The organism is Vibrio navarrensis, assembly GCF_000764325.1.
GTDB classification, from domain to species: Bacteria; Pseudomonadota; Gammaproteobacteria; order Enterobacterales; family Vibrionaceae; genus Vibrio; species Vibrio navarrensis.
In genome coordinates this window covers 464529-491456 of sequence record NZ_JMCG01000002.1, presented here as the reverse complement: position 1 = coordinate 491456, position 26928 = coordinate 464529, and the positions used below count along the sequence as shown (strand labels likewise).

The following is a 26928-nucleotide window of genomic DNA, read 5'->3' as shown; positions in this document are numbered from 1 at the left end:
GCGTTAAAGTGTCGGCTGTTTCATTGATTTAGTACTTTGCTTTGCGATACTCATTCGACCATTACGACAGCCACGGATACCTGAAAGCGCCACTGATGCTCTGGTTAGGCTGGTTTTTTCTAGTCCGTGCCTGGGTAGTGTTTGCGGTGGCAGGTGTTAGCCGAGAAAGCGGAACACGCATTTTGCAATGGGTGTATCCGGATAACCACACCCTCTACCTTGGGCTGCTGATCGGCATTCCCAGTGTCGGTTTAATGTGGGTGATGGGGTTGAGGAAACCGGATCGCCACTGGGTGGACAAAATTACTCAGAAAGGACGAGCGGCGACGCTGGTACTTATCGCCGTGCAACTGCTGCAAACGCTCTATCACGTCTATTTAGAGCATGGCCAGTTTAACTGGGCCAACGCATTAACTTTGCTACTACTGCTGTGGTTTGGCATTTATCTTTTGAACAGTAAATGGGTCAAAGATTGTTTTAGTGTGCCCAAAATGCCAAACCAGGGCGAAAATCACTGATAATCATCAAAATATCTATCGCTATTTCGCTCTACACTGGGGCAAAAAAGAGGAGTTTATCATGTCACTTGCTCAATCCGCGATCTTGCCAGAAGCTGGGCCTTTTGCCCTGTACACCTTACTGAAAGTGAATCGCAATGCCGCTAAGGTGCTGGCTGAACTGCAATCTTTACCGCAAAAGGTGGAAACGCTCAACCAATCGCAACCCGGCGCCAATCTCACCGTATCGATCGCCTTCAGTAAAGCGTTTTGGCAACAGCTGGACGTCTCAATGCCGGAAGAGCTTATCGATTTTCCTCAGCTTGGCGCAGGTGACATTGTGGCGCCGTCAACCGAGGTTGATGTTCTGCTGCATTTTCATTCACAGCGCCATGACTTGCACTTCTATTTACTCAGAACATTACTGACAGAAATGGCCGACGACGTGACGGTCGTTGATGAAACATACGCTTATCGTTACCTCGACGCGCGTGATATGACCATGTTTATTGATGGCACCGAGAATCCGAAAGATGAACAACGTGCGCAAGTCGCTCTAGTGCCTGACGGCGAGTTCGCTGGTGGCAGTTATGTGATGGTGCAACGTTTTGAACACAACCTGCCCGCTTGGGATCGTCTCAATATTGCGGCGCAGGAGAAAGTGGTTGGCCGAACGAAGCCCGATTCGATAGAGCTGGATAATGTCCCGGCTGCTTCTCATGTTGGCCGTGTGGACATCAAAGAAGAAGGCAAAGGCTTGAAGATTGTGCGTCATAGCTTGCCTTACGGCAGTGTGACTGGCGCTCATGGCCTGCTGTTTATTGCTTACTGCCACACGCTACATAACTTTAAAGTGATGCTAGAGAGCATGTACGGTGTGACCGATGGAAAAACCGACCAGTTGCTGCGCTTTACCAAAGCGGTCACTGGTGCTTACTTCTTTGCTCCTTCGCTTCCGATGCTAAGTGAACTGTCAGTAAAATAAGCGCAAACCTCAAACTGCATCGCGGGGAGCATCAGCTCCCCATTTTTTATCCATTTTTTGCTCAAGATGTCGATGGATTGGTCGATAGGAAGCTAATCCCTCAATCCGTCTGTGAGAGCTCATGGCCATTACCGTCAATACCAACGTCTCTGCTCTGGTAGCACAAAGGCATCTGAGTAGCGCAAGTGAAATGCTCAATCAATCTTTGGAGCGACTGTCGTCAGGCTCTCGTATTAATAGTGCCAAGGATGATGCCGCTGGCTTACAAATCTCCAATCGCTTGCGCGCGCAAATGAATGGCTTGGATATGGCGGTGCGTAATGCCAACGATGGTATCTCTATCATGCAGACTGCCGAAGGAGCGATGAATGAGACCACCAATATTTTGCAGCGAATGCGTGATCTCTCACTGCAATCCTCTAACGGTTCCAACAGCCATGCTGAGCGCATTGCTTTACAAGAAGAGATGTCTGCTCTGAATGATGAGCTGAATCGTATTGCCGAAACCACCTCTTTTGGTGGACGAAAGCTGCTTAATGGTACTTTTGGTTCTTCATCCTTTCAGATTGGCGCGGATTCGGGCGAGGCGGTTCAGGTTCAACTGAACAACATGCGCAGCGACGTGGCGCAGATGGGCGGTTTTAAATATGTCGCCAACTTAGCCGCGGATGGGGACTGGAAAGTGGCTCCAGGGCAAAGCGATTTCAATATCAGCTACGTGAACGCTTATGGGGAAACGGAAAGTATCGATATTGAGGCCAAAGCGGGCGATAACATCGAAGAGCTCGCTACGTACATCAATGGCCAAACGGAGCATGTTTCTGCCTCGGTCAATGAACATGGCCAACTGCAGCTTTACATGGCTTACTCGCAGATTGACCCCATTCTTGGTCAGCCGATATTTTCCGGAGGGCTGGCGGATAGCCTGCAAATGGTCGCTGGCGGGAGTCAAATGGTTGACGAGTTGGACATCACTACCGTGGGTGGGGCGCAAAGCGCAGTCGCGGCACTCGACACGGCACTGAAATACGTGGACAGTAGCCGTGCCCAGCTTGGGGCTTACCAAAACCGCTTTGGTCACGCGATCAACAATCTCGACAATATCAACGAGAACTTAGCTGCATCCAATAGCCGAATCAAGGATACGGATTACGCCAAAGAGACCACACAGATGGTCAAGCAGCAGATCTTGCAGCAAGTGAGCGCTTCTATTTTGGCACAGGCTAAAAACGGTCCCAACTTAGCGCTCACCTTGCTGGGATAACCATGTAAGAGCATGGCTAAAGAAAAAATAACCGCTTTTATCGACGGAAAAAAATAAACCTTTAGCCCTTTTTTGAACTTTTTTATCACTTTTACCCTTTTCATCACGTATTCCTCGCTAAAGAATCTTTTTTCAAAAAAATCGTCTTTTTTTGCTAAAGGATTTTCCAACTGAGCCGTTAATAAAAGTAACTTTGAGAGAACTACTTGGTTTTCCGAGACGTCGGAAACCGTAACATCGGAAAATCAATTGGAGAATTCATCATGGCAGTGAATGTAAATACCAACGTAGCAGCAATGACTGCACAACGTTACCTAAACGGCGCAAACAGCGCACAACAAACGTCGATGGAACGTCTGTCTTCAGGTTTCAAAATCAACAGCGCGAAAGATGACGCAGCGGGTCTGCAAATCTCGAACCGCTTGAACGTACAAAGTCGTGGTTTGGATGTGGCGGTGCGTAACGCCAACGATGGTATCTCCATCGCGCAAACCGCCGAAGGTGCGATGAACGAAACCACCAACATCCTGCAACGTATGCGTGACTTGTCTTTGCAATCGGCTAACGGCTCAAACTCCAAAGCAGAGCGTGTGGCGATTCAAGAAGAAGTGACTGCGCTTAACGACGAGCTGAACCGTATTGCAGAAACCACATCATTTGGTGGTAACAAACTGCTTAACGGCACCTACGGTACCAAATCGATGCAGATTGGTGCGGACAACGGTGAAGCGGTGATGCTGTCACTCAAAGACATGCGCTCAGACAACAAGATGATGGGCGGCATCAGCTACCAAGCAGAAGAAGGGAAAGACAAAAACTGGACCGTTTCTGCCGGTGACAACGACCTGACTATCTCACTGACCGATACATTTGGTAACGAGCAAGAGATCAACATCAACGCCAAAGCGGGTGATGACATCGAAGAGCTGGCCACCTACATCAACGGTCAAACCGACCTGCTGAAAGCCTCTGTCGGTGAAGGCGGCAAACTGCAAATCTTCGCCGGTACCAACAAAGTGCAAGGCGAGCTCTCTTTCTCGGGCAGCCTAGCGGGTGAGCTTGGCATTGGTGAGGGCAAAGAAGTAACGGTAGACACCATTGACGTGACCAGCGTGCAAGGTGCGCAAGAGTCGGTAGCGATTCTCGATGCGGCGCTGAAATACGTGGACAGCCACCGTGCAGAGCTGGGTGCGTTCCAGAACCGTTTCAACCACGCAATCAGCAACTTGGACAACATCAATGAGAACGTGAACGCGTCGAAGAGCCGTATCAAAGATACCGACTTCGCGAAAGAGACGACTCAATTGACCAAAACACAAATTCTGTCGCAAGCATCCAGTTCGATTCTTGCTCAGGCGAAACAAGCGCCAAACTCAGCGCTTAGCCTACTGGGTTAATTTTAACCCTACAGAAAACTCATTGGCTCGTGGTGAGAGATGAGCGAGTAAAGCCTGACTTCGGTCAGGCTTTTTATTGCTTCTTAGCCAAGTCAGAGTATTGACGAAGCGACAGTGAACGCCGCATAAATCAACTTGAGATCACACTTTCGTCCGTTGGATGAGAAAATAGCGAAAAAAACTAAAATTCTCCTAAAGGTATTCTTAGCGCCGCCGTTACAGGACTGAGAGAAATGAGATGTGCCAGAGTGAGGTGAGAGACACGATGGTACATCAACTAAAGCCTAAGGAGATCAATTATGGCTATTAACGTAAACACCAACGTGTCAGCGATGACCGCACAGCGTTACCTAAATCAGGCTGCTGAAGGTCAACAAAAATCAATGGAGCGCTTGTCCTCGGGCTATAAAATCAATAGTGCGAAAGACGATGCCGCTGGCCTACAAATTTCTAACCGTTTGAACGCGCAAAGTCGTGGTCTGGATATGGCAGTGAAAAATGCGAACGACGGCATTTCAATTGCTCAGACCGCTGAAGGTGCGATGACGGAAAGTACCAACATCCTACAACGTATGCGTGACCTTGCGCTGCAATCGTCTAACGGTTCTAACTCTAAAGCAGAACGTGTGGCGATTCAGGAAGAAGTGACCGCGCTGAACAAAGAACTGAACCGTATCGCTGAAACCACCTCATTTGGTGGTAACAAGCTGCTAAACGGTACTTATGGTTCGCAATCTTTCCAAATCGGTGCCGATTCTGGTGAAGCCGTTATGCTCTCCATGGATAGCTTACGTACCGACACTGACGCAATGGGCGGTATGAGCTACAAGTCAGAAGACGGCGTTGCAGCAGATTGGAAAGTCACCAACAATACTGACCTCACCATGACTTATACTAATAAGGAAGGTGAAGAGAAAGAGATCACCATTAACGCAAAAGTGGGTGACGATCTAGAAGAAGTGGCAACTTACATCAACGGCCAGAACGAAGACGTGAAAGCGGCGGTGGGCGAAGGTGGTAAACTGCAATTGTTTGCTTCTTCTCAACGTGTGCAAGATGGCCAAGTTGAGTTTGGTGGTGGTTTAGCATCTGAGCTGACGATTGGCGATGGTGAGAAAACCAACGTACAGAAGATCGACGTAACTAGTGTTGCAGGCTCGCAAGAAGCGGTGTCTATCATTGATGGCGCACTGAAAGCGGTTGATAGCCAACGAGCCTCTTTGGGCGCGTTCCAAAACCGTTTCAACCATGCGATCAGCAACCTGAGTAACATCAACGAGAACGTAAACGCATCGAATAGCCGTATCCGAGATACTGACTACGCGAAAGAAACGACTCAGATGACCAAGACTCAGATTCTGCAACAAGCGAGTACTTCGATTCTGGCGCAGGCGAAACAGTCACCATCTTCGGCTCTTAGCTTGTTGGGCTAATCAGAGCGAGCTAAATTCAGGTTTAGCTCAGCTTTGATGAGTAATAGCTCATAAAGGTGGAAGGGAGATTGTTATGGAAATATCATCCTACACATCGAACATCCAGCCTTACGGCTTGCAAAATGGCACAAATGTTGCTTATGACAAAAGCGGTGCTGTGCCTAGCATGTCAGGTCCGAAAGAGAACTCTTCGCCGGAAACGGTGAAAAATGATGATGCTAACTTTTCAATTGAAGCTGCGGTAAAAATGTCGCAAGAGCGGCAGCAGCTCAATCGGGAAGAAAGGATCAAAATGGTGGAGAAAATGAATGAATTTATCTCTTCCATTAATAAAGGGGTCTCTTTTAAAGTGGACGAGGAATCAGGCAAAGATGTTGTGACGATTTATGAAGCCCGTACAGGGGACATTATTCGTCAGATACCTGATGAAGAGATGCTAGAGATATTCAGACGCTTAGTCTCACAAGCTACCCGATCTGGTTTGTTGGTAGATAAAGTGTAAGTCGTTGTTGAGGTGATTCAATGAGTTTAGGCCCTTTGGGGATGTCTGGTGGCATGGATATCAATTCCATGGTCAGCAAAGTTGTCGATGCAGAGCGTGTGCCAAAGCAGCAACGTATCGACAACGAGCGGGCCCAAATTGATACCAGCATCAGCGCCTATGGCCGGCTTAGAGAATCGTTGGATACGATGAAAAATATGATGGCGAACTTTCGTCAGGAGAAGGCTTTTGCTGTGCGCAAAGTCGACACGACTGACGATAGTATCGTCTCAGCCACTGCAACTACCGATGCGATTGCCGGTAAATATGCCATCGATGTGTTGCAGCTTGCTCAGAGCCATAAGGTGGCTTCGGACGTTCTGGCCGAAGACGCAAAATTTGGCCCTGGGAAGCTGCAGATTTCGCTTGGAGAAAAAACCTTTGACGTAAATGTCAGTGCCGATTCGAAACTGATTGATGTCGTTAGAGGTATCAACGCTTCTGGTAAAAACACGGGCGTTCGCGCATCGATCATCAACGATGTGGAAGGCCCCCGCCTGATCCTTGCCTCGACAGTCTCAGGTAAGGATAACCAAATTCGTATTCATGTGGACGCCGAGCGAGGCGATCCGCTGAAAAAACTCGAGTACAAAACCCTAGAAGAACGTGTCAAAGCGCTGGAAAAAGCGCGTATTGCCGCCGAAGAGGTGATGCAAGAGGTAAAACCTGACTCGGCAACAGCCTCTGCTGACAGTGTGGAACAAGGCGCAGAACCTCAGTTTGACGAGCAGGGCAATCCCATTCCCGCCGCAGAGGGGGCAAGGGATGCAGACAGTGACACCGAACTGAAAACAGACACTGATATCGCTGCTAAAGGCGATGACATGTCCCCTGATACGCAGAGCGACGAGCCTATCTCCAGCTTTGGTGCCGATGCCGCGAGAGCGGGTCAAGAAGCGCTTGATGCTGCCCAAGCCGCTGCATCGTTACTCCCACAAGACAACATTCCTGGCTGGACCGAAACTGCCTCCGGCACCTTACTCGACTCTTACTATACGCCCGAGCTTGAATTAGACGAAAAGGCGATAGAGAAAGCCCCTGATGTTCCTGGCTGGACCAATACCGCTTCTGGAACCTTGACCGACTCTTACGTGACGCCTAAAGAGGCACAAGCCAAATTAGAGGCCGAACAAGAGAAAGTCCAACAAGAGCTGGCTCAAGAGAAAGCGCGCATTGAAGAACAACTGGCGCAAGAAAAAGCCCAGTTAGATGAAAAGGTCGCTAAAGGGGAACTGACGGAAGAGCAAGCCAAGCAAATTCAACGCGCTAAGCTCGATCCGCAAGAGCGTGAGCGCCTTGAACGTATCGATCAGGCGCAAGAGGCGCTACAGCAAGCTCAAGAGTCCTTTGATACCTACAATGGTATGACTGAGGTGCAAAAAGGTCAGGATGCCATGGTCGTTCTGGATGGTGTTGCCCAGCTGTCGAGTAACAACAACATCATCGAAGATGCGATTGAAGGTGTCGATTTGGCCTTAAAAGGCACAACACCACGCAACAAAGCGCCAGCAGAAATTGGCGTTGAATACGATAGAAATAGCGTGCGCGAGGATATTGAGACCTTCGTCAACGCGTACAATCAGTTTTACCAAACCGCCAAATCCTTATCGGGTGTTGATCCGGCGACTGGGCAAAAAGGCCCTCTGGCGGGAGACAGCACTGTGCGTAATGCTGATTCACGACTTAAGAGCGTTTTTTCATCCCGAATTGAAAAAGCGCCAGAAAATCTCAAATCACTGACCGAATTTGGTATCACAACCACGCGTCAGGGAACACTGGAGATCAACTACGACATGTTGGATCGCCAGCTTAATAACAACTTCAACAAGTTGGAAGACTTCTTTGGTGGCAACACTGGATTTGCTAAACGTGTTGAAGATGCCATTCATGGAATCACCGGAGTGACCGGATCGATTCGTACCCGTGAGAAGAGTTTATCGGAACAAACTTACCGTTTATCCGATGAACAAGCGGCATTGGATCGCCGGATCAACAGCCTCCAGGAACGCACTCACGCGAAATTTACTGCAATGCAGGACGCAACGAGTAAAATGCAAGGGCAACTTGGCGCTCTGATGAATGCATTAGGATAACGTTGAATGACCTTGCTGGCACAATTGTGTGATTTGGATCAATTAATTTCTCTCGAACTGGAAAAAGACGAAATTAGTGCTGAAGATTTGCAGCGGCTGGTCGATAACAGGGAACAGTTATTGCAGAGCCTTCTTCAACAAGTGGCGCAAAACCCACAGTTGAAGAGTGAAGAAGAGTGGCGTTTGATGATCACTCGGACAAAAAGGTTGCTGGAACGTATGCAAGAAGAGACCAATAAAACCGGTTTACAATTGCAAAAGTTCAGACGAGGTCAGCGTTCGCTTCAACAGTACAAAAAGTTTACATAAAAGAGGAATACTATGCGCGGTTCATTACAGGCTTACAAAAAAGTTTCAGTGGATAGCCAACTCAGTGCTGCGTCTCCGCATAAAGTCATTCAAATGCTGATGGCGGGTGCGATTGAGCGTCTGATCCAAGGCAAAGCGGCCATGCAGGCGGGTAATATTCCGGTCAAAGGTGAGCGTCTGGGCAAAGCACTCGACATCATCATTGCGCTACGTAGCTGTTTGTCGATGGACGATGGTGGTGATATTGCACGCAATCTTGATCAATTGTACGAGTTCATGATCACGCAAATTTCCAACGCCAACCACAAGAACGATCCTCAACCAATTGATGATGTTATCGACATTATTCGTGAGGTTAAGTCTGCTTGGGATCAGATTCCGAACGAATATCACAATTTGACAGCAGCCGCAGTTGGTATCTGATGTGATATCAAACTTTTAACCGAGCTCACACCTCGTAATTGCTTGGTTGCCTTATTTTTTTATTCAAATAAAATAGAAGCCATTAGTAGCCCTAATGGCTTTTTTTGTTGCTGATTTTTCTGTTTTGTCTATCGTTAGTTGAGTGAAGTTGATAAAACGCTCACTTATTACCGTATCTCAAGATCTGGCCGCAACATACCATAAAACAAAGGCAATTATTCGTACTTATGCAAGGTTTGGCAAAGCTGCTTGTAATCGAAGATGATGAAAAAAATCGTCTCAATTTAAGCAATATATTGGAATTTGTTGGGGAAAATTGCGAAGCACTCCCTTCTGCTCAGATAGAAAGTGTTGATTGGTCAACGGTATGGTCTGGTGTGATCGTTGGCTATGTGCATGATCGTTCACTGGCAGCGGTGATGGCTAAGCTCCACTCGGCACATCATATCCCTTTACTGGTTATGGGCGATTTTGCCCATCCGGTTGACGACATGCCAAACTTAATTGGTGAATTGGAATTCCCGCTAAATTACCCGCAACTCAGTGAAGCGCTGAGACACTGCAAAGAGTTTCTTGGCAGAAAAGGGGTCAATGTTGTTGCTTCTGCGCGTAAAAATACCCTTTTCCGTAGCTTAGTTGGCCAAAGTATGGGTATCCAAGAGGTACGTCATTTGATTGAACAGGTGGCGGATACAGAAGCCAACGTACTGATTCTAGGAGAATCAGGCACAGGCAAAGAAGTGGTTGCACGTAATATTCACTACCATTCTACACGTCGCAACGGTCCTTTTGTGCCGATCAACTGCGGTGCGATTCCGCCTGATTTGCTGGAAAGCGAGCTGTTTGGCCATGAAAAAGGCTCATTTACTGGGGCGTTAACCACACGCAAAGGGCGCTTTGAGCTGGCCGATGGTGGTACCATTTTCTTAGATGAAATTGGCGACATGCCAATGGCGATGCAAGTAAAACTTTTACGTGTGTTGCAAGAGCGTTGTTTTGAACGCGTCGGAGGCAATGCGACGTTAAAAGCGAATGTGCGTGTTATCGCCGCGACACATCGCAATCTGGAAAACATGATCGACGATGAGAAATTCCGTGAAGATCTCTACTATCGGCTGAACGTCTTTCCAATTGAAATGCCTGCGTTAAAAGAGCGCAAAGAAGATATCCCGCTTCTGTTGCAAGAGCTGATGAGCCGTTTGCAAGCCGAGGGTGGACAGCCTATCTGTTTCACTCCCAGAGCGATCAATTCCCTGATGGAGCACGACTGGCCCGGTAATGTGCGTGAGCTCGCCAATCTGGTCGAACGTATGGTGATCCTTTATCCCAACAGTTTAGTAGATGTCAATCACTTGCCAACCAAGTATCGTTACAGCGATATCCCGGAGTTTCAGCCGGAGCTCTCTTCGTTTGCTTCCGTTGAAGAGCAGGAACGGGATGTGCTGGAGGATATTTTTTCCGAAAATTTCGATTTTTCTGAGAAAAGTGATTTTGATAGTAATATCAACGCACCGCAGTCTCTTCCGCCGGAAGGGGTGAACCTAAAAGAGTTGTTGGCGGAACTGGAAGTGAACATGATTAACCAAGCGCTAGAAGCGCAAGGTGGGGTGGTCGCACGTGCGGCGGACATGCTTGGGATGCGTCGGACGACATTAGTTGAAAAAATGCGTAAGTATAACATGCAGCGTTAGCCTCTTATTGAGGCGTCAACTTCTTGTCTCTCTGTTAACGTATTGAAAAATATATATAATAGCCTGGCATGCATTTTGCGTGACAGGCTATTGTAGTTTTATAGGCGAGAATTCGACACTCCATGGATAACCTCATCAATCAGTCTCACTTAGATTCGGTAGAAAGTCAGGTAGAACGTTACAAACAGGTTTTGGATGTGATGCCTGCGGGTGTTATTTTGCTCGATACTCAAGGGGTGGTCAGAGAAGCTAATCCCGAGGCGCATCGTATCCTGCAAGTGCCACTGGTGAACGAAAAGTGGTTTTCTATTATTCAGGCCGCGTTTGCTCCGCGTGACGATGATGGACACGAAGTGTCGCTGCGTAATGGACGCAAAGTGCGCTTGGCTATCTCGGCGTCGGCAACGGGCCAATTGATTCTAATTACCGACCTCACCGAAACTCGCCTGTTACAGTCGCGAGTGAGTGATTTGCAGCGCTTGTCATCGCTTGGCAGAATGGTTGCATCGCTGGCCCATCAAGTCAGAACCCCGCTCTCCAGTGCTATGCTTTATGCATCGAACTTGGGAGCGCCAAATTTGCCCAGCGCCACGCGGGAGCGTTTTCAATCCAAGTTGATGGATCGCTTGCAAGATTTGGAAAAGCAGGTCAATGATATGCTGTTGTTTGCCAAGGGGGGAGACAATAAAGTCATCAAGCCGTTTACTATCGAGCAACTGGTGAGTGAATATCAACCCATGGTCGAAACCGCGCTGCGTAGTAACCAGATTGACTACTGCCAAGAAGTGGAAGGTGAGCAGACGCAAATTCTCGGTAATGTGAATGCCATCGCTTCTGCTTTGAGTAATCTGGTGATGAATGCTATCCAGATCGCCGGAAAAGAAGCTCAGATCGATGTCTATTTCCGCCCAGTCAATGGCGAGCTTCGCATTTCTGTGCAAGACAGCGGCCCGGGCGTGCCCAAAGAATTACAAAATAAGATAATGGAACCCTTTTTCACTACTCGTTCACAAGGCACAGGCCTTGGGTTAGCGGTGGTGCAAATGGTGTGTCGTGCCCATGATGGACGGCTAGAACTACTTTCTGAAGAGGGCGATGGCGCGTGTTTTACCATGTGCCTGCCTCTTGAGCGCAATCAGCTTGCTTCGACGGAAGCAGAGAATTAACCACATTGGAGATCTGAAATGGCTCAAAGCAAGGTGTTAATCGTAGAAGACGACGAAGGTCTGCGCGAAGCGCTGGTCGATACATTGGCATTAGCGGGGTATGAATGGCTCGAAGCAGATTGCGCCGAAGATGCGCTACTCAAACTCAAAGCCCATTCGGTGGATATTGTGGTCTCTGACGTACAAATGGCCGGCATGGGTGGGCTTGCACTATTGCGCAGCATCAAGCAAAACTGGCCAAATTTGCCTGTGTTGCTGATGACAGCGTATGCCAATATTGAAGACGCTGTGTCAGCGATGAAAGAAGGGGCGATTGACTACATGGCCAAGCCTTTCGCGCCAGAAGTGTTGCTCAATATGGTCAGCCGTTACGCCCCTGTCAAATCGGACGACAATGGTGACGCGGTAGTGGCGGATGAAAAGAGCTTACGACTGCTTGCGCTGGCCGACAAAGTCGCGCGCACCGACGCCAACGTGATGGTGCTTGGCCCAAGTGGTTCGGGCAAAGAAGTGTTATCGCGCTACATTCATAATGCGTCGCTGCGTAAAGACGGGCCATTTGTTGCGATTAACTGTGCCGCGATCCCAGATAACATGCTAGAAGCCACCTTGTTTGGCTATGAAAAAGGGGCGTTCACTGGCGCAGTGCAAGCTTGTCCGGGCAAATTTGAACAGGCGCAAGGTGGTACGATTCTACTCGATGAGATCAGTGAAATGGATCTCAACCTGCAAGCCAAACTGCTGCGCGTACTGCAGGAGCGAGAAGTGGAGCGCCTGGGTAGCCGCAAGAGCATCAAGTTGGATGTGCGCGTCCTAGCCACCAGTAACCGTGACTTAAAGCAGTATGTTTCCGAAGGGAATTTCCGAGAGGATTTGTATTACCGTCTGAATGTTTTCCCATTGACTTGGCCTGCGCTACGTGAGCGCCAAGGGGATATCGTACCGCTCGCCAAACATCTGGCAGAGCGTCACTGCATGAAACAGGGGATTGCGGTACCTCGTTTTTCACCTCAAGCGCTGGACAAACTTACGCATTATCCTTGGCCGGGTAACGTGCGCGAGCTAGACAACGTGGTGCAGCGAGCCCTCATCTTAAGTGAAAACAGCGATATCGAGCAGGATCATATCCTGTTAGAAGGGGTAGATTGGCAAGACGCCAACAGTTTGCAAAATGTGGTGCAGCAGACCAGCGATGTCGTAGTGCCGGACGTCAAACCGGTCGCGCAGCCTGATGCGTTTAGCCGTAGTATCGTTGGCGGAGATAGCTTAGGTAGCGAATTACGAGATCAAGAGTATGCCATCATTTTAGAGACTTTAATTGAATGCCAAGGTCGCCGCAAAGAGATGGCGGAAAAACTGGGTATCAGCCCGAGAACCTTGCGCTACAAACTGGCTAAGATGCGTGATGCTGGTATCGATATCCCGGGATGAGTGTTCGCTGTTGGTCAGTTTAGTCAAGAAAGGGTAAACTGTGCCCTTGGTATGGCATGCTAATTGCGTTGTCAATATTACAGCGAAATGTCTGGTCAAACTTTTGGCGTTGAGGTGAAGATGAGAATTGACGGATTACAAGGCGAAATGCGCGCCATGATGTTAGAGGCGACCAACACATCTGCGCCTGCGACAGGGGCGAAAGTCAGTGCTGATTTTGGCAATATACTGAGTCAGGCCATCAATAATGTGAACGCGTTGCAGAAGTCATCCAGTGATTTACAAACCCGTTTTGACCGCGGCGATGCGGATGTCTCACTCTCTGATGTGATGATTGCCAGAAACAAATCCAGTGTGGCGTTTGAGGCCACCTTGCAGGTAAGAAACAAGCTGATTGAGGCATACAAAGACCTCATGAATATGCCAGTTTGAATTTAGGTAGTACATTGTGGCTGAAGAGAAGAAATCAACGGATCTGACAGTGACTGACGGAGCATCCAACAACGCCATGGTTGCTCAATCAGACATGGATCTCGACGGACAAAACCCCGATTTGGATGAGCGCAGTTCGTCCAAGTTTGATATGGCCGTTGGTGATCTTGATCTGTTGCGTCAGATTGTTCTTGTGGTTTCCATTTCCATCTGTGTGGCACTGATCGTCATGCTGTTTTTCTGGGTAAAAGAGCCCGAAATGCGTCCGTTGGGAATTTTTGAAACCGAAGAGCTGATCCCGGTTCTCGATCATCTCGATCAACAAAAAATCAATTACAAACTGGACGGCAACACCATTTTGGTGGAAGCCAGCGAGTTTAACTCAATTAAATTGGACATGGTCCGCTCGGGGCTGAATCAAAATACCCAAGCCGGTGACGATATTCTGCTGCAAGACATGGGCTTTGGCGTTTCGCAACGTTTAGAACAGGAGCGTTTGAAACTCAGCCGTGAACGACAGCTAGGCAAAGCCATCGAAGAGATGAAGCAAGTGCGCAAAGCGCGTGTGCTGCTTGCGCTGCCAAAACAAAGTGTATTTGTGCGCCACAATCAAGAGGCTTCCGCTTCGGTATTTTTGACCTTAGGCACCGGTGCTAACCTCAAACAGCAAGAGGTGGATTCGATTGTCGACATGGTGGCGAGCGCTGTACCGGGCATGAAAACCTCTCGCGTCACCGTCACAGATCAACATGGTCGATTACTAAACTCTGGTTCACAAGATCCAGTCTCCGCAGCTCGTCGCAAAGAGCAAGAGTTAGAGCGCAGCCAAGAGCAGATGCTGCGAGAAAAAATTGACTCTGTGCTTATCCCTATTTTGGGTTTTGGCAATTACACCGCGCAAGTTGATATTGAAATGGACTTTAGTGCGGTCGAGCAAACACGAAAGGCGTTTGACCCCAATACCCCAGCCACGCGCAGTGAGTATGCGTTAGAAGATTACAACAACGCCAACATGGTGGCGGGTGTGCCGGGTGCGCTCAGCAACCAACCGCCGGCAGATGCCTCTATCCCGCAAGATGTCGCTCAAATGAAAGACGGTTCGGTGACGGGGCAAGGTTCGGTGCGCAAAGAGTCGACGCGTAACTTTGAGCTTGATACCACCATCAGTCATGAACGCAAGCAGACTGGTATCGTGACACGTCAGACGGTGTCAGTGGCGATCAAAGATCGCGCAGCGGTCAACTCGGATAACGGCAGTGTCACCTATACTCCTCGTAGTGAAGCGGAAATTAATGCTATCCGCCAAGTGCTGATTGGTACGGTCGGTTTTAATGAAAACCGCGGCGACTTACTCAATGTATTAAGTATACAGTTTGCTGAACAGGAACCTGAAAAGCTGGCTGACGTACCGATTTGGGAACATCCAAACTTCAACGACTGGGTGCGCTGGTTCGCAAGTGCCTTGGTGATCATTGTGGTGGTGTTGGTGTTGATTCGTCCAGCGATGAAGAAACTGCTCAACCCTGCGAGTGACGATGAAAATGAAATGTACGGGCCTGATGGCCTGCCGATTGGCGCCGACGGTGAAACCAGTTTGATTGGTAGTGACATCGAAAGTAGTGAGTTGTTTGAATTTGGGTCAAGCATCGACCTGCCAAATCTGCACAAAGATGAAGATGTGTTGAAAGCAGTGCGTGCATTGGTTGCAAACGAACCTGAGCTGGCGGCTCAAGTTGTGAAGAATTGGATGACGAATGGCTAACGAAATTGCAAATCAGGAAGCAAGCGGCGAGATGGATTCAACAGGAATCGATATTTCGACCATCACTGGCGAAGAAAAAGCAGCGATTTTGCTGCTGAGTCTCAATGAGCAAGATGCGGCAGGCATTATCCGTCATTTAGAACCGAAGCAGGTTCAGCGGGTGGGCAGTGCCATGGCGAAAGCCAAAGATCTCAGCCAAGACAAAGTATCGGCAGTGCACCGAGCGTTTCTGGAAGATATCCAGAAATACACCAACATTGGTATGGGCAGCGAAGACTTCATGCGCAATGCGCTGATCGCGGCACTGGGTGAAGACAAAGCCAATAACTTGGTTGACCAAATCCTTCTCGGCACAGGCTCTAAAGGTCTGGATTCCTTGAAGTGGATGGACCCAAGACAAGTGGCGAGCATCATTGTTAACGAACACCCACAAATCCAAACGATTGTATTATCCTATCTGGAAGCGGATCAATCAGCGGAGATCATCTCCCAGTTCCCAGAGCGGGTACGCTTGGATTTGATGATGCGTATCGCTAACTTAGAAGAAGTTCAACCGTCTGCACTGGCAGAGCTGAACGAAATCATGGAGAAGCAGTTTGCCGGTCAAGCGGGTGCGCAGGCGGCAAAAATTGGCGGCCTGAAAGCAGCGGCCGAAATCATGAACTACCTCGACAACAACGTTGAAGGCTTGTTGATGGAGCAGATCCGCGATCAGGACGAAGATTTGGCAACGCAGATCCAAGATCTGATGTTCGTATTCGAAAACCTTATCGAAGTGGACGACCAAGGTATTCAGAAGTTGCTGCGTGATGTTCCTCAGGACGTGCTGCAAAAAGCACTCAAAGGCGCCGACGATGGTTTGCGCGACAAGATCTTCAAGAACATGTCGAAACGTGCTGCTGAGATGATGCGCGACGATATCGAAGCGATGCCGCCAGTGCGGGTAGCCGACGTGGAAGCCGCGCAAAAAGAGATCCTCGCTATCGCAAGGCGACTGGCCGACAGTGGCGAAATTATGCTCTCCGGTGGCGCAGACGAATTCCTCTAATCGATTATTTCCTCGCCCCGTTTCGGGGCGTTGTTTTCTGTACAAAGGTGTAAGTGCATGGCGGAAAGAAAACGTGGTTTTATTCGTCCTGGCGAAGATGACGCAGTCCCACAGCCAAAACGCTGGGGCTTGCCGGATTACGGTGCTGAGGTAAACAAACAAGCGAAAGAGACCGCTTTTAACTATGACCCCGGCTGGATGCCCGACTTTGAGAAAGCAGAAGAAGAGCCAGTTCTTGAATTAACCGAAGAACAAATCGAGCTCATCAAGCAAGGGGCTTATCAGGAAGGGCTATTTCAAGGTCAAGAGGCTGGCTTCAAACAAGGTTTTGAAAAAGGTAAGGAAGAGGGCTTTGCGGTCGGTCAAGCTGAAGGGCTAGAACAAGGTAAAGCGGAAGGCATCGCCGCCGGTGAAGAGCATGTTAAACAACAAGTTGAAACGTTTGTTAGCCTCGCCAATCAATTTGCTCAGCCGCTGGAGCTGATGAGTAACCAAGTTGAAAAGCAACTGGTGGACATGGTGCTTTGCTTGGTGAAAGAGGTGGTTCACGTTGAGGTGCAGACCAACCCGCAGATCATTCTTGATACCATTAAAGCCTCGGTAGAGAGCTTGCCTATCGCTGGTCATCCCATCACTTTGCACCTGAATCCTGAAGATGCCGAGATTGTTCGTTCCTCATATGGTGAAGACGATCTGGCGTTTCGCAACTGGACACTGGTCTCTGAGCCGTCACTCAATCGTGGCGATGTGCAGATTGAAGCTGGCGAGTCGAGCGTCAGCTATCGCATGGAAGAGCGCATCAAACACGTGATACAAAATTTCTGTGGCACCAATCGTCACCACGGAGGCGAATAATGATCTCGCTGGCGGAGCGACTGAAAAGTTACAAAGTACAAGGGTTGACCACACGCCCAGTTGCCGCTGGTAAATTGGTGCGCGTGATTGGTTTGACATTAGAAGCAACCGGTTGTCGTGCGCCTATCGGCAGCCTCTGTTTGGTCGAGACGATGACCGGACAAATGGAGGCGGAAGTGGTTGGCTTCTCCGGTGATAACCTGTTTTTGATGCCCAGTGAACAGATCACGGGAATTTTGCCTGGTGCTAAAGTGACGCCATTAACGGGTGAAAGCGGTTTGCCCGTAGGCATGGAGCTGCTTGGCCGAGTGATTGATGGTGTAGGCAATCCGCTTGATGGATTGGGGCCGATTTATACTGAGCACCGTGCTTCTTTCAATGCCCAACCGATGAATCCTTTGGCGCGCAAACCGATCACTGAACCGCTGGATGTCGGATTAAAAGCGATTAATGGTTTGCTGACCGTCGGTAAGGGGCAGCGTATCGGGCTATTCGCCGGTTCTGGTGTCGGTAAATCGGTCACGCTTGGAATGATGACGCGTGGCACCACCGCGCAAGTGGTGGTGGTGGGGCTGATTGGTGAACGGGGACGAGAAGTTAAAGAGTTTATCGAGGAGATCCTCGGAGAAGATGGTCGTAAACGTTCGGTAGTGGTCGCCGCGCCTGCGGATGCTTCGCCACTGATGCGCCTCAAAGGGTGTCAAACGGCCTTGACGATTGCGGAATACTTTCGCGATCAAGGGCTGGATGTATTGCTGCTGATGGACTCTCTGACACGTTTTGCACAGGCGCAGCGTGAAATCGCGCTCTCTGTGGGTGAGCCACCAGCGACGAAAGGTTATCCACCGTCAGTTTTTGCCAAGTTACCTGCGTTAGTTGAACGTGCAGGCAATGGTGGGCCACAACAAGGCTCGATTACCGCCTTTTTTACTGTGCTTACCGAGGGTGACGACTTACAAGATCCGATTGCCGATGCGTCGAGAGCGATTCTCGATGGTCACATCGTATTGTCACGTGAAATGGCAGACGCGGGGCATTACCCAGCCATCGACGTTGAAAAATCGGTCAGTCGTGTGATGCCGCAGATCACCACCGACGAGCATGTGTTGATGTCTAAAGCCGTGCGGCAGATTTTGTCTATTTGTCGGAAAAATCAAGATCTGGTGTCGATCGGTGCCTATAAGCCGGGAACGGATCAAGCTATCGATAGCGCCTTTACCCTCAAGCCAAAGTTGGACGCCTATTTGCAGCAGCAAATGAAAGAGACAGTGCCGTACGCCATGTGTGTCAACATGCTAAAAAACGTGTTGGGAGTGTAATCACTGATGGAAAACGCGATGGACTTTCTGCTTGAGCAGGCCAAAGAGAGGGAGAACCAAGCGGTTCTGACCTTAAACAAAGCGAAAGCCGAATTAGAAAGTTACTACCGGCAGGTGGAGCAGATCGAAAAGTATCGCCTCGACTACTGCCAGCAACTGGTCGAACGCGGAAAAAGCGGTTTGAGCGCCAGTCAGTTTGTTCATCTCAACCGCTTTCTCAACCAGCTTGACGAAACGCTGGCAAAACAGCGCGGAGCAGAAGCGCACTTCAAACAGCAAGTCGAAAATAGTGAGCACTATTGGTTAGAGGTACGCAAGCAGCGCAAATCCTATGAATGGATGATCGAAAGAAAGCAACAAGAGAAACAGAAAGCCGAAGCCAAACGAGAGCAGAAGCAAATGGACGAGTTTTCGACCCTTAATTACGCTAGGCGCAAACCAAATTATTAGTCAGCTCTCAAAATGGCGTGTTTCTTGCAGGTCAATTACCTAAAATCCCCACTGACGCTTATCCAATAAGTGCTGCGAAGAGACTGTGACTATGAATGTGAATCTGCAATCGGTATCTATAACAGGTAAAACAGCAGGAACGACAGCTGAAGCTTCAAGCAAAGAAGTCACTGGCGAGGTGGCCGAATCAGGCGGTTTTCTTCAAACTCTCGCCAAAGTCTTTTCTGGGCAAACGGACGACAAGAAAGCCGACAAAACCGACAGCAGCGTTAAAGATGGGGCTCCTCTCAAAGCAGGAAATCTAACTGCTGAATCTGAAACCACACAAAACAGTGAAGGTGAAGCTGTCGATGGCGCTTCGCTTGAAGGCTCGGAAAGCAGTGATGAATTGTTACAGGTGGGAAAGACGCAAACAGAAGGCTCTGCTCAGTCTGAGGTACAGGTATCTTCTGCAGGGCAGAGCGAGACTGTAGCATCAACATCCTCCGCCAACGCTCAAACAACCGGTGATGCTGCCGCAGATGTAGGCGTAACCAAGAGCAATTCTTCTACAAAAGCTGGCAGCGACAAACAAGCGGTGCAAGAGAGCGTCATGCATGAAGGCTCAAAAATTCTCGGCCAGTTGGAGCAAGCTAATGCCACTTTGCAGCCTAAAAACGGTGGCAAAGCATTGCCGACAAAAGCAGCCACCGAGGCAGTGTCGCCTCACAATTCAGCGGATGGATTGCCGAGTCTTCAGGTAGAGGAAGGTGATGCGACGGCGCTTAACGCAAATGCGCTCACCGCAGAACAGGTCGCTTCTTTACCAGGCTCGGCGCAAGTTGGCGTCAGTCGCCAAAGCGCAGACTCTTTGCCGCCTTCTGCAGCAGGTTCACTTCAATCCACATCGGATCCGTTGGTGCAGTTACAGCCTCAGGCGCTGTCAGTGTCTAGCGTTGCCGCAGGAGCTTTGCCGCCGGAAACTCTTGCTGCTGATCCTGCTACGGCCGCTCAAATGACCAATGGGCAAATTGAGTGGCACGCAACTGCCGGGTTGCAGATGCAAGCACAAGATGAGAGTCCGCTACCCCTTCAGCAGCAAGTTTCCTCTGAGCTGCCAGTGATGCTAGTTCCTGCGCCGCGTTTAGCCGAAATTGAACAAAAGTTAGCGACAGAGCAAGCGCTCAATGGGGAAGATCAGCAGATTTTGCAAGGGCTACTTGATGGCCAGCTGCAAGCTGAAGATCCTGCGGTACTGGCAGCCTTACCCGCACTAAGCACAGTGCTGGTGGCGGCGAGCAATGCGGAATTAAATACGCTGCGAAGTGACGGGGCCGCCAACGCGCCTCGAGCTGCAATTGACTGGAACCAAGCTGCGCCGATAGATAATGCGCACACTGCCAAAGAGAGCGGCGCAAAACTGGCCGCAACCACCACGGCGCTCTCTCAGGCGGTGCATAGCGCTTTGCAAAACAGCCAACCCGCACAAGCGTTAGTGACACCGCAGCCCACCAGCGATAAAGCTCCCACTACCGGGCTGCCTGATGGCTTAGCGCCAAATGCGATGGCTGCGCTGCAGAGTACTGCGCAGCCCAATGTGACGCCAACAAAAGGGCTACAAGCGGCGTTGGCGGCCAGTGGCTTAACCGCGCTGAAAGGAAAATCAGCGAGTGAGCCGAGTAGTGAACGTGCCACCAACACAACGCAAAGCAGTCTCTACAGCGCGCAAGGCGCGCCAACCACCAACGGGCAAGTACGCGCTGAAGCTGCTTCACAAGTGCCAATGCAACTCACGCGTGAAATGGCCAGTGATCAGGTTGCGGAAAAAGTGCAGATGATGATGTCCAAAAACCTGAAGAATTTGGATATTCGTCTTGACCCGCCCGAGCTTGGGCGAATGCAGATCCGCATGACCATGAATAACGATTTGGCCCATGTACATTTCACTGTGAGCAACCCACAAGCTCGTGAGATGATTGAACAAACCCTGCCTCGCCTGCGAGAAATGTTGGCGCAGCAAGGCATGCAATTGGCGGATTCTTCGGTGCAGCAGCAGGCATCTGGCCAGCAGCAGCGACAATACTCTGCTGGTGGACAAGGTGATGGGCAACAAACTGGCCGATTTGCCTCTGGTAATGATGAAAATCTTGAGCCTGAGATGAAACTTGATGTAAATGTGGCATCAAAGCGTGATGGAATCAGTTTTTACGCATAAAATACAAGTTGTTAAGTTTACGGGATAAAACAGATCATGGCAGAAGAACTACAAACGGGTGAGGAAGCACCGAAAGGCAAAAGCAAACTTCTGATTATCATCGTCGCTGCGGTAGTGTTGTTATTGGGTGGCGGTGGGGCTGCATTCTTTTTAATGGGCTCCGACTCAGCAGAAGAGGCGGCGACCAAAGAGCAAGTGGAAGCAAAACCTATTGAAAATCCGGTCGCTTACGTCAATATTGCTCAGCCCTTTGTCTTTAATGTCACTGGCGATAGCCGGGATCGTATGGTGCAAATCAAAGTCCAATTGATGGTGCGCGGCTCAGAAAACGAAAACCTCGCACGTTACCATTCGCCACTGATTGAAAGCTCGCTGCTATCCACTTTCGCCTCGGCGACGGTGGATCAGCTTCGCTCACCAACTGGGCGTGTTGAACTGCGCGATAAAGCGACAGAAGATATTAAGGCGGCGCTGACCAAGTCGGTCGGCCAGCCAGTGATTGAGAAAGTTCTGTTTACCGATTTTGTGATTCAGTAGGTATCGTGTGACTGATTTATTAAGCCAAGACGAAATTGATGCGCTGCTCCACGGGGTAGATGATGTCGATGAGGTAGATGAGCCGATAGATAACGACCGAGACGGTGCGGTTAACTTCGACTTCTCTTCGCAAGATCGCATCGTCCGTGGTCGCATGCCGACGCTGGAGCTTATCAACGAACGTTTTGCCCGTCATATGCGCATCAGCCTGTTCAACATGTTGAGAAAAACGGCGGAAGTGTCGATCAACGGCGTACAGATGATGAAGTTCGGTGAATATCAGAACACCTTGTACGTACCCACCAGTTTGAACATGGTGCGTTTTCGACCCTTGAAAGGCACGGCGCTGATTACCATGGAAGCGCGTCTGGTGTTTATTCTGGTGGAGAACTTCTTCGGTGGTGATGGCCGTTTTCACGCTAAAATTGAAGGGCGCGAGTTCACGCCTACCGAACGACGCATCATTCAGTTGCTACTAAAAATCGTTTTTGAAGACTACAAAGAAGCGTGGTCGCCTGTGATGGGGGTAGAGTTTGAGTACCTCGACTCTGAAGTGAACCCCAGTATGGCCAACATCGTCAGTCCGACGGAAGTGATTGTGGTGAGCTCGTTCCATATTGAAGTCGACGGCGGCGGCGGCGATTTTCACGTGGTCATGCCTTATTCGATGGTGGAACCGATCCGTGAACTGCTGGATGCGGGTGTGCAATCGGATAAGATGGAAACCGACGTACGTTGGAGTTCTGCTTTACGTGAAGAGATCATGGACTGTCCGGTAAACTTTCGCGTCAATTTGCTGGAGAAAACCATTTCTCTGCGTGATCTGATGGAGCTTCGTCCGGGGGACGTCATTCCGATAGAAATGCCCAAACATGCAGTGATGTTTGTTGAAGAATTGCCAACCTATCGCGTCAAAATGGGCCAGTCTAACGACAAGTTGGCCGTGCAGATTTCACAAGAAATTGAGCGCCCGCATGTGGTGAAAACCGATTTAACTTTCTTGGGTAAGGACATCATGTCTGAGCTGGAAAGTGACGATGATAATGAAGATTAATAACGAAAATGAAAACAGGATATGACTATGGCATCAAGTGAAGATGAGAAGCTGGCAGCAGAGTGGGCGGCGGCTCTGGGTGAAGACCCTTCCGCGCCTGATGTTGATATTGATGAAGTGATGGCCGCGCCGCTGGAAGAGCTGAAAGATACATCGAAGCCCATCACCGCCGATGAGCGACGTAAACTCGACACCATTATGGATATCCCTGTGACCATCTCGATGGAAGTCGGGCGTTCACAAATCAGTATCCGTAACCTGCTGCAACTCAACCAAGGCTCGGTGGTTGAGCTTGACCGTTTGGCGGGTGAATCTTTAGATGTGTTGGTTAACGGCACATTGATTGCGCATGGTGAAGTGGTGGTGGTTAACGACAAGTTTGGTATTCGTCTTACCGATGTGATTAGTCAGACGGAACGCATCAAGAAACTGCGCTGATATGATGAGCCCGATGACAAACAAAGTACGGCTGATAAGCGGGTTAGGAGCACTGAGCGGGTTGTTCAGTGCTCCTCGTGTTTGGGCCGCGCCAAGCGCGCCAGAGCTTAATCTAGCGACCACCTTCGGTTCTTTGTTGCTGGTGATCGCCTTTATCTTATTGCTGGCCTGGCTAATGAAGCGCCTGCAAGCTCCGGCGTTCGGTCAGCAACATGGGCTAAAAATCGTTAGCCAGATCGCAGTTGGTACGAAAGAACGGATTGCGGTGGTGCAGGCGGGTGAGGAGCAATTTCTCGTCGGGATTACCGCACAGTCCATTCAACTAATTGCCCGTTTAGAACAGCCGTTAAAACAGGAGGAACTGGTTAAGAGTGCCTTTGCGTCGCAATTTAGCCAGTTACTAAAAAAGCATGAACAGTAAACACTTTTTCCCTTCTTTGTGGCTGACCTTATGGCTGCTGATGTTGTCCCTGCTCTCTCCTCTTGCGCTGGCTCAAGCGGAAGAAACGTTGCTGCCGGATAATCTGGCGGCGGGCAGCAGCGTTACCCTCTCCGAGATGAAAAATGGCTCTGCGCAAAGTCGCAGCATGAGTGTAGGACAAGGGGGTGGCATTCCGGCGTTCACCATGACCACCAATCCAGATGGCAGTGAAGACTACTCGGTTACACTGCAAATTCTTGCGCTTATGACCATGCTGGGCTTCTTGCCTGCCATGGTGATATTGATGACCTCTTTTACCCGGATTGTGGTGGTGATGTCGATATTGCGCCAAGCGATGGGCTTACAACAGACGCCATCAAACCAAGTGATTATTGGCATCGCGCTGTTTTTGACTTTCTTTATCATGTCTCCGGTGATCAATGAAGTGAATGAACAGGCGGTGCAGCCCTACTTAAATGAGCAACTGACCGCGAGACAAGCGTTTGATGTCGCTCAGGGACCAATCAAAGCGTTTATGCTCAAGCAAACCCGCGTCAAAGATCTGGAAACCTTCGTCAATATGTCGGGGGAGCAGGTGGCCAACCCAGAAGACGTATCGATGGCGGTCTTGATTCCCGCATTTATTACTTCGGAGCTGAAAACGGCATTCCAAATCGGATTTATGCTCTTCCTGCCCTTTTTGATCATCGACTTGGTGGTTGCATCGGTGCTGATGGCGATGGGTATGATGATGCTCTCGCCAATGATTGTTTCGCTGCCGTTTAAATTGATGCTGTTTGTGCTGGTTGACGGGTGGAATCTTATTCTGACGACGCTGGCTGGCAGTTTCGCCTTATAGCAGGGAGAGAGCATGACACCTGAAATATTTGTTGAGCTATTCCAGGATGCACTATGGATGGTATTGATCATGGTCTGTGCCATCATTATTCCCAGCTTATTGGTCGGTTTGATTGTGGCGATTTTTCAAGCGGCGACCTCGATCAACGAACAGACCTTGAGCTTTTTGCCGCGTCTGATCATCACGCTACTGGCTTTGATGCTGTTTGGTCACTGGATGACGCAGATGATGATGGAGTTCTTTTTCTCGCTGATTGAACGCCTGCCTCAGGTTCTGTATTGACGGTTTGATGAGATGGAGTACCCAACCACTATCATCCTTGACTGGATAGCCAACTACTTCTGGCCTTTTGCTCGAATCTCCTCCATGTTGATGGTGATGACAGTCACTGGGGCGCGTTTTGTTTCGCCACGCATCCGCCTTTATCTCAGTCTGGCGGTGACGTTTGCGGTAATGCCAGCACTCCCAGCCGTACCTCAAGAGATCGAACTGCTCTCTTTTCAAGGCTATCTGACGGTGTTTGAACAAATCGTGATTGGCGTGGCGATGGGAATGGTGACGCAGTTTTTGATTCAAACCTTTGTTATGCTTGGCCAAATTTTGGGTATGCAATCAAGCCTTGGTTTTGCTTCAATGGTTGACCCGGCCAACGGGCAAAACACCCCTTTGCTTGGTCAACTGTTTATGTTTTTGGCGACCATGTTTTTCCTCGCCACCGACGGGCACTTGAAAATGCTGCAATTGGTGGTGTTCAGTTTTAAAACCTTGCCGGTGGGTCTCGGCTCGCTCAATGCCGTGGACTTTCGCGAACTCGCGCTCTGGCTTGGCATTATGTTCAAAGTTGCGCTCAGTATGTCGCTCTCTGGCATTATTGCCTTGCTGACGATTAACCTCTCGTTTGGGGTAATGACACGTGCTGCGCCACAGTTAAACATTTTCTCGCTCGGCTTTGCTTTCGCGTTGCTCGTGGGTTTATTACTCTGTTGGTATATTCTTGCTGGCCTTTACAGCCACTATGAACTGTACTGGATAGAAGGTGAAGAACAGATTTGCCGCTTTATTCGGCTAAATTGCTAGGAGGCTGAATTGGCAGAGTCAGACGGTCAAGAACGTACCGAAGATGCCACCCCCCGACGATTACAACAAGCAAGAGAGAAAGGCCAAGTTGCGCGCTCGAAAGAGCTTGCCTCGGCTTCTGTGCTTATCGTAGGGGCAGTGGCACTGATGTGGTTTGGTGAGCCTTTAGCTCGCGCTCTATTTAAGATCATGGGGCGGCTATTTGATCTCACCCGAGAAGAGATTTTTGACACTGCAAAACTGCTGGATATTGCAGGTGGGGCAATAACAGCTTTGCTTGTGCCGCTGCTGTTGATCCTCATTACGCTTTTTATTGCCGCTGTCATAGGGGCTGCTGGGGTGGGGGCATCAGTTTTTCTGCTGAAGCAGCGATGCCTAAGCTGTCTAAAATGAATCCACTGAGTGGCTTAAAGCGCATGGTTGGATTGCAGAGTTGGGTGGAGCTGATCAAATCGATTCTCAAAGTCGGTCTTGTGACTGGCGTGGCCATCTATCTCATCCAAGCTTCGCAAGCCGATTTGATTCAACTGAGCATGGATGTTTATCCACAGAATATTTTTCACTCGCTCGATATTTTGCTCAATTTTATTTTGCTGATCAGCTGCTCTTTGTTAATCGTCGTAGCCATCGACATTCCGTTTCAGATCTGGCAACACGCTGATCAGTTAAAAATGACCAAACAGGAAGTGAAAGACGAGTACAAAGACACCGAAGGTAAACCGGAAGTCAAAGGCCGTATTCGGATGTTGCAACGAGAAGCGGCGCAGCGCCGCATGATGGCGGATGTACCAACGGCCGATGTTATTGTCACCAACCCGGAGCACTTTTCGGTTGCACTGCGCTACAAGCAAGGCACTGATCGCGCGCCAGTGGTGGTTGCCAAAGGTTCTGATCACATGGCGATGAAGATCCGAGAGGTGGCTCGGGAGCATGATATTTACATAGTGCCAGCACCGCCGTTAGCGCGTGCTCTCTATTACACCACAGAGCTTGAACAAGAAATTCCCGAAGGGCTGTTTACTGCAGTGGCGCAGATCCTAGCCTACGTATTTCAGCTCAAACAGTATCGCAGACGTGGTGGACACAGGCCAAAACTACAGGATTACGATCTACCCATTCCACCGGATATGCGCCATTAAGCATTCAATTTCAAGCGATTTGTGCAGTCAATTGTTTGGCGCAACTCTGGTATAGAGATTGCTTGTTCCGCTCTTTGAAAGTTGCTCACCGATAGTTAAGTGCCCGCATTTTC

General features: G+C 49.5%; 26 protein-coding genes and 1 pseudogene. All 27 read left to right on the top strand.

Features of this window, described 5'->3' with window-relative positions; genetic code table 11:
• Positions 1-41 precede the first annotated feature (41 nt).
• The 27 genes and pseudogenes from EA26_RS16570 to flhB all read left to right on the top strand — a co-directional run bounded on the left by EA26_RS16570 (position 42) and on the right by flhB (position 26815).
• Complete coding sequence (locus EA26_RS16570) at positions 42-518, top strand: DUF2919 domain-containing protein (protein ID WP_039430212.1); 477 nt, start codon at positions 42-44, stop codon at positions 516-518.
• A gap of 61 nt (positions 519-579) precedes the next feature.
• A complete protein-coding gene (locus EA26_RS16565; RefSeq protein WP_039430210.1) occupies positions 580-1482 on the top strand; it encodes a Dyp-type peroxidase in 903 nt (300 codons plus the stop codon).
• Positions 1483-1603: 121 nt separating this feature from the next.
• Positions 1604-2746 (top strand): flagellin, encoded by a 1143-nt coding sequence (locus EA26_RS16560; RefSeq protein ID WP_039430209.1) that lies wholly within the window; start codon positions 1604-1606, stop codon positions 2744-2746.
• A 263-nt stretch (positions 2747-3009) separates the two neighbouring features.
• On the top strand, positions 3010-4143 hold the full coding sequence (locus EA26_RS16555; RefSeq protein WP_039424645.1) for a flagellin: 1134 nt from the start codon (positions 3010-3012) through the stop codon (positions 4141-4143).
• Positions 4144-4442: 299 nt separating this feature from the next.
• Positions 4443-5576 (top strand): flagellin, encoded by a 1134-nt coding sequence (locus tag EA26_RS16550; protein WP_039430208.1) that lies wholly within the window; start codon positions 4443-4445, stop codon positions 5574-5576.
• A 73-nt stretch (positions 5577-5649) separates the two neighbouring features.
• A complete protein-coding gene (gene flaG, locus EA26_RS16545) occupies positions 5650-6078 on the top strand; it encodes a flagellar protein FlaG (RefSeq protein WP_039430207.1) in 429 nt (142 codons plus the stop codon).
• A gap of 20 nt (positions 6079-6098) precedes the next feature.
• On the top strand, positions 6099-8210 hold the full coding sequence (fliD, locus tag EA26_RS16540) for a flagellar filament capping protein FliD (RefSeq protein ID WP_039430206.1): 2112 nt from the start codon (positions 6099-6101) through the stop codon (positions 8208-8210).
• Positions 8211-8216: 6 nt separating this feature from the next.
• Positions 8217-8519: a flagellar rod protein FlaI gene (locus EA26_RS16535; protein WP_039430205.1), complete on the top strand. Its 303-nt coding sequence runs from the start codon at positions 8217-8219 to the stop codon at positions 8517-8519.
• A 12-nt stretch (positions 8520-8531) separates the two neighbouring features.
• Positions 8532-8942 (top strand): flagellar export chaperone FliS, encoded by a 411-nt coding sequence (gene fliS, locus EA26_RS16530; RefSeq protein WP_039430204.1) that lies wholly within the window; start codon positions 8532-8534, stop codon positions 8940-8942.
• A gap of 227 nt (positions 8943-9169) precedes the next feature.
• Positions 9170-10633 carry a sigma-54 dependent transcriptional regulator gene (locus EA26_RS16525; protein ID WP_039430203.1) on the top strand — a complete coding sequence of 488 codons (1464 nt, stop codon included), beginning with the start codon at positions 9170-9172 and terminating at the stop codon, positions 10631-10633.
• 122 nt (positions 10634-10755) lie between these two features.
• Entirely contained in the window at positions 10756-11799 is a 1044-nt protein-coding gene (locus EA26_RS16520) for a sensor histidine kinase (protein WP_039430201.1), read from the top strand.
• Positions 11800-11817: 18 nt separating this feature from the next.
• Positions 11818-13230, top strand: coding sequence for a sigma-54-dependent transcriptional regulator (locus tag EA26_RS16515; protein ID WP_039430199.1), 1413 nt, complete (start codon positions 11818-11820; stop codon positions 13228-13230).
• Positions 13231-13350: 120 nt separating this feature from the next.
• A complete protein-coding gene (fliE, locus tag EA26_RS16510; RefSeq protein ID WP_039431612.1) occupies positions 13351-13662 on the top strand; it encodes a flagellar hook-basal body complex protein FliE in 312 nt (103 codons plus the stop codon).
• A gap of 76 nt (positions 13663-13738) precedes the next feature.
• A complete protein-coding gene (gene fliF, locus EA26_RS16505; RefSeq protein ID WP_152593755.1) occupies positions 13739-15424 on the top strand; it encodes a flagellar basal-body MS-ring/collar protein FliF in 1686 nt (561 codons plus the stop codon).
• A complete protein-coding gene (gene fliG / locus EA26_RS16500; protein WP_039430194.1) occupies positions 15417-16472 on the top strand; it encodes a flagellar motor switch protein FliG in 1056 nt (351 codons plus the stop codon). Before fliF ends, fliG begins: the two co-directional genes overlap by 8 nt.
• A 57-nt stretch (positions 16473-16529) precedes the next feature.
• Positions 16530-17327, top strand: a complete 798-nt coding sequence (gene fliH, locus EA26_RS16495; protein WP_039430193.1) for a flagellar assembly protein FliH — start codon at positions 16530-16532, stop codon at positions 17325-17327.
• Positions 17327-18646, top strand: a complete 1320-nt coding sequence (gene fliI / locus EA26_RS16490) for a flagellar protein export ATPase FliI (protein WP_039430190.1) — start codon at positions 17327-17329, stop codon at positions 18644-18646. Before fliH ends, fliI begins: the two co-directional genes overlap by 1 nt.
• Before the next feature lie 6 nt (positions 18647-18652).
• Positions 18653-19096: a flagellar export protein FliJ gene (gene fliJ / locus EA26_RS16485; RefSeq protein ID WP_039430188.1), complete on the top strand. Its 444-nt coding sequence runs from the start codon at positions 18653-18655 to the stop codon at positions 19094-19096.
• A gap of 91 nt (positions 19097-19187) precedes the next feature.
• Positions 19188-21290, top strand: a complete 2103-nt coding sequence (locus EA26_RS16480) for a flagellar hook-length control protein FliK (RefSeq protein ID WP_039430185.1) — start codon at positions 19188-19190, stop codon at positions 21288-21290.
• Between the two features lie 36 nt (positions 21291-21326).
• Positions 21327-21827 carry a flagellar basal body-associated protein FliL gene (fliL, locus tag EA26_RS16475; protein WP_039430183.1) on the top strand — a complete coding sequence of 167 codons (501 nt, stop codon included), beginning with the start codon at positions 21327-21329 and terminating at the stop codon, positions 21825-21827.
• Between the two features lie 7 nt (positions 21828-21834).
• Positions 21835-22881 carry a flagellar motor switch protein FliM gene (gene fliM, locus EA26_RS16470; protein WP_039430181.1) on the top strand — a complete coding sequence of 349 codons (1047 nt, stop codon included), beginning with the start codon at positions 21835-21837 and terminating at the stop codon, positions 22879-22881.
• Positions 22882-22908: 27 nt separating this feature from the next.
• Positions 22909-23319 (top strand): flagellar motor switch protein FliN, encoded by a 411-nt coding sequence (fliN, locus tag EA26_RS16465; protein ID WP_039430179.1) that lies wholly within the window; start codon positions 22909-22911, stop codon positions 23317-23319.
• A 1-nt stretch (position 23320) separates the two neighbouring features.
• A complete protein-coding gene (gene fliO, locus EA26_RS16460; RefSeq protein ID WP_039430178.1) occupies positions 23321-23740 on the top strand; it encodes a flagellar biosynthetic protein FliO in 420 nt (139 codons plus the stop codon).
• Complete coding sequence (fliP, locus tag EA26_RS16455; protein WP_039430175.1) at positions 23730-24599, top strand: flagellar type III secretion system pore protein FliP; 870 nt, start codon at positions 23730-23732, stop codon at positions 24597-24599. The genes fliO and fliP overlap by 11 nt, the downstream gene beginning before the upstream one ends.
• A gap of 12 nt (positions 24600-24611) precedes the next feature.
• Positions 24612-24881, top strand: a complete 270-nt coding sequence (fliQ, locus tag EA26_RS16450; RefSeq protein ID WP_039430173.1) for a flagellar biosynthesis protein FliQ — start codon at positions 24612-24614, stop codon at positions 24879-24881.
• A 12-nt stretch (positions 24882-24893) separates the two neighbouring features.
• Positions 24894-25676 carry a flagellar biosynthetic protein FliR gene (gene fliR, locus EA26_RS16445; RefSeq protein ID WP_039430170.1) on the top strand — a complete coding sequence of 261 codons (783 nt, stop codon included), beginning with the start codon at positions 24894-24896 and terminating at the stop codon, positions 25674-25676.
• Between the two features lie 9 nt (positions 25677-25685).
• Positions 25686-26815: pseudogene (gene flhB, locus EA26_RS16440) on the top strand (flagellar biosynthesis protein FlhB).
• Positions 26816-26928: the final 113 nt, after the last annotated feature.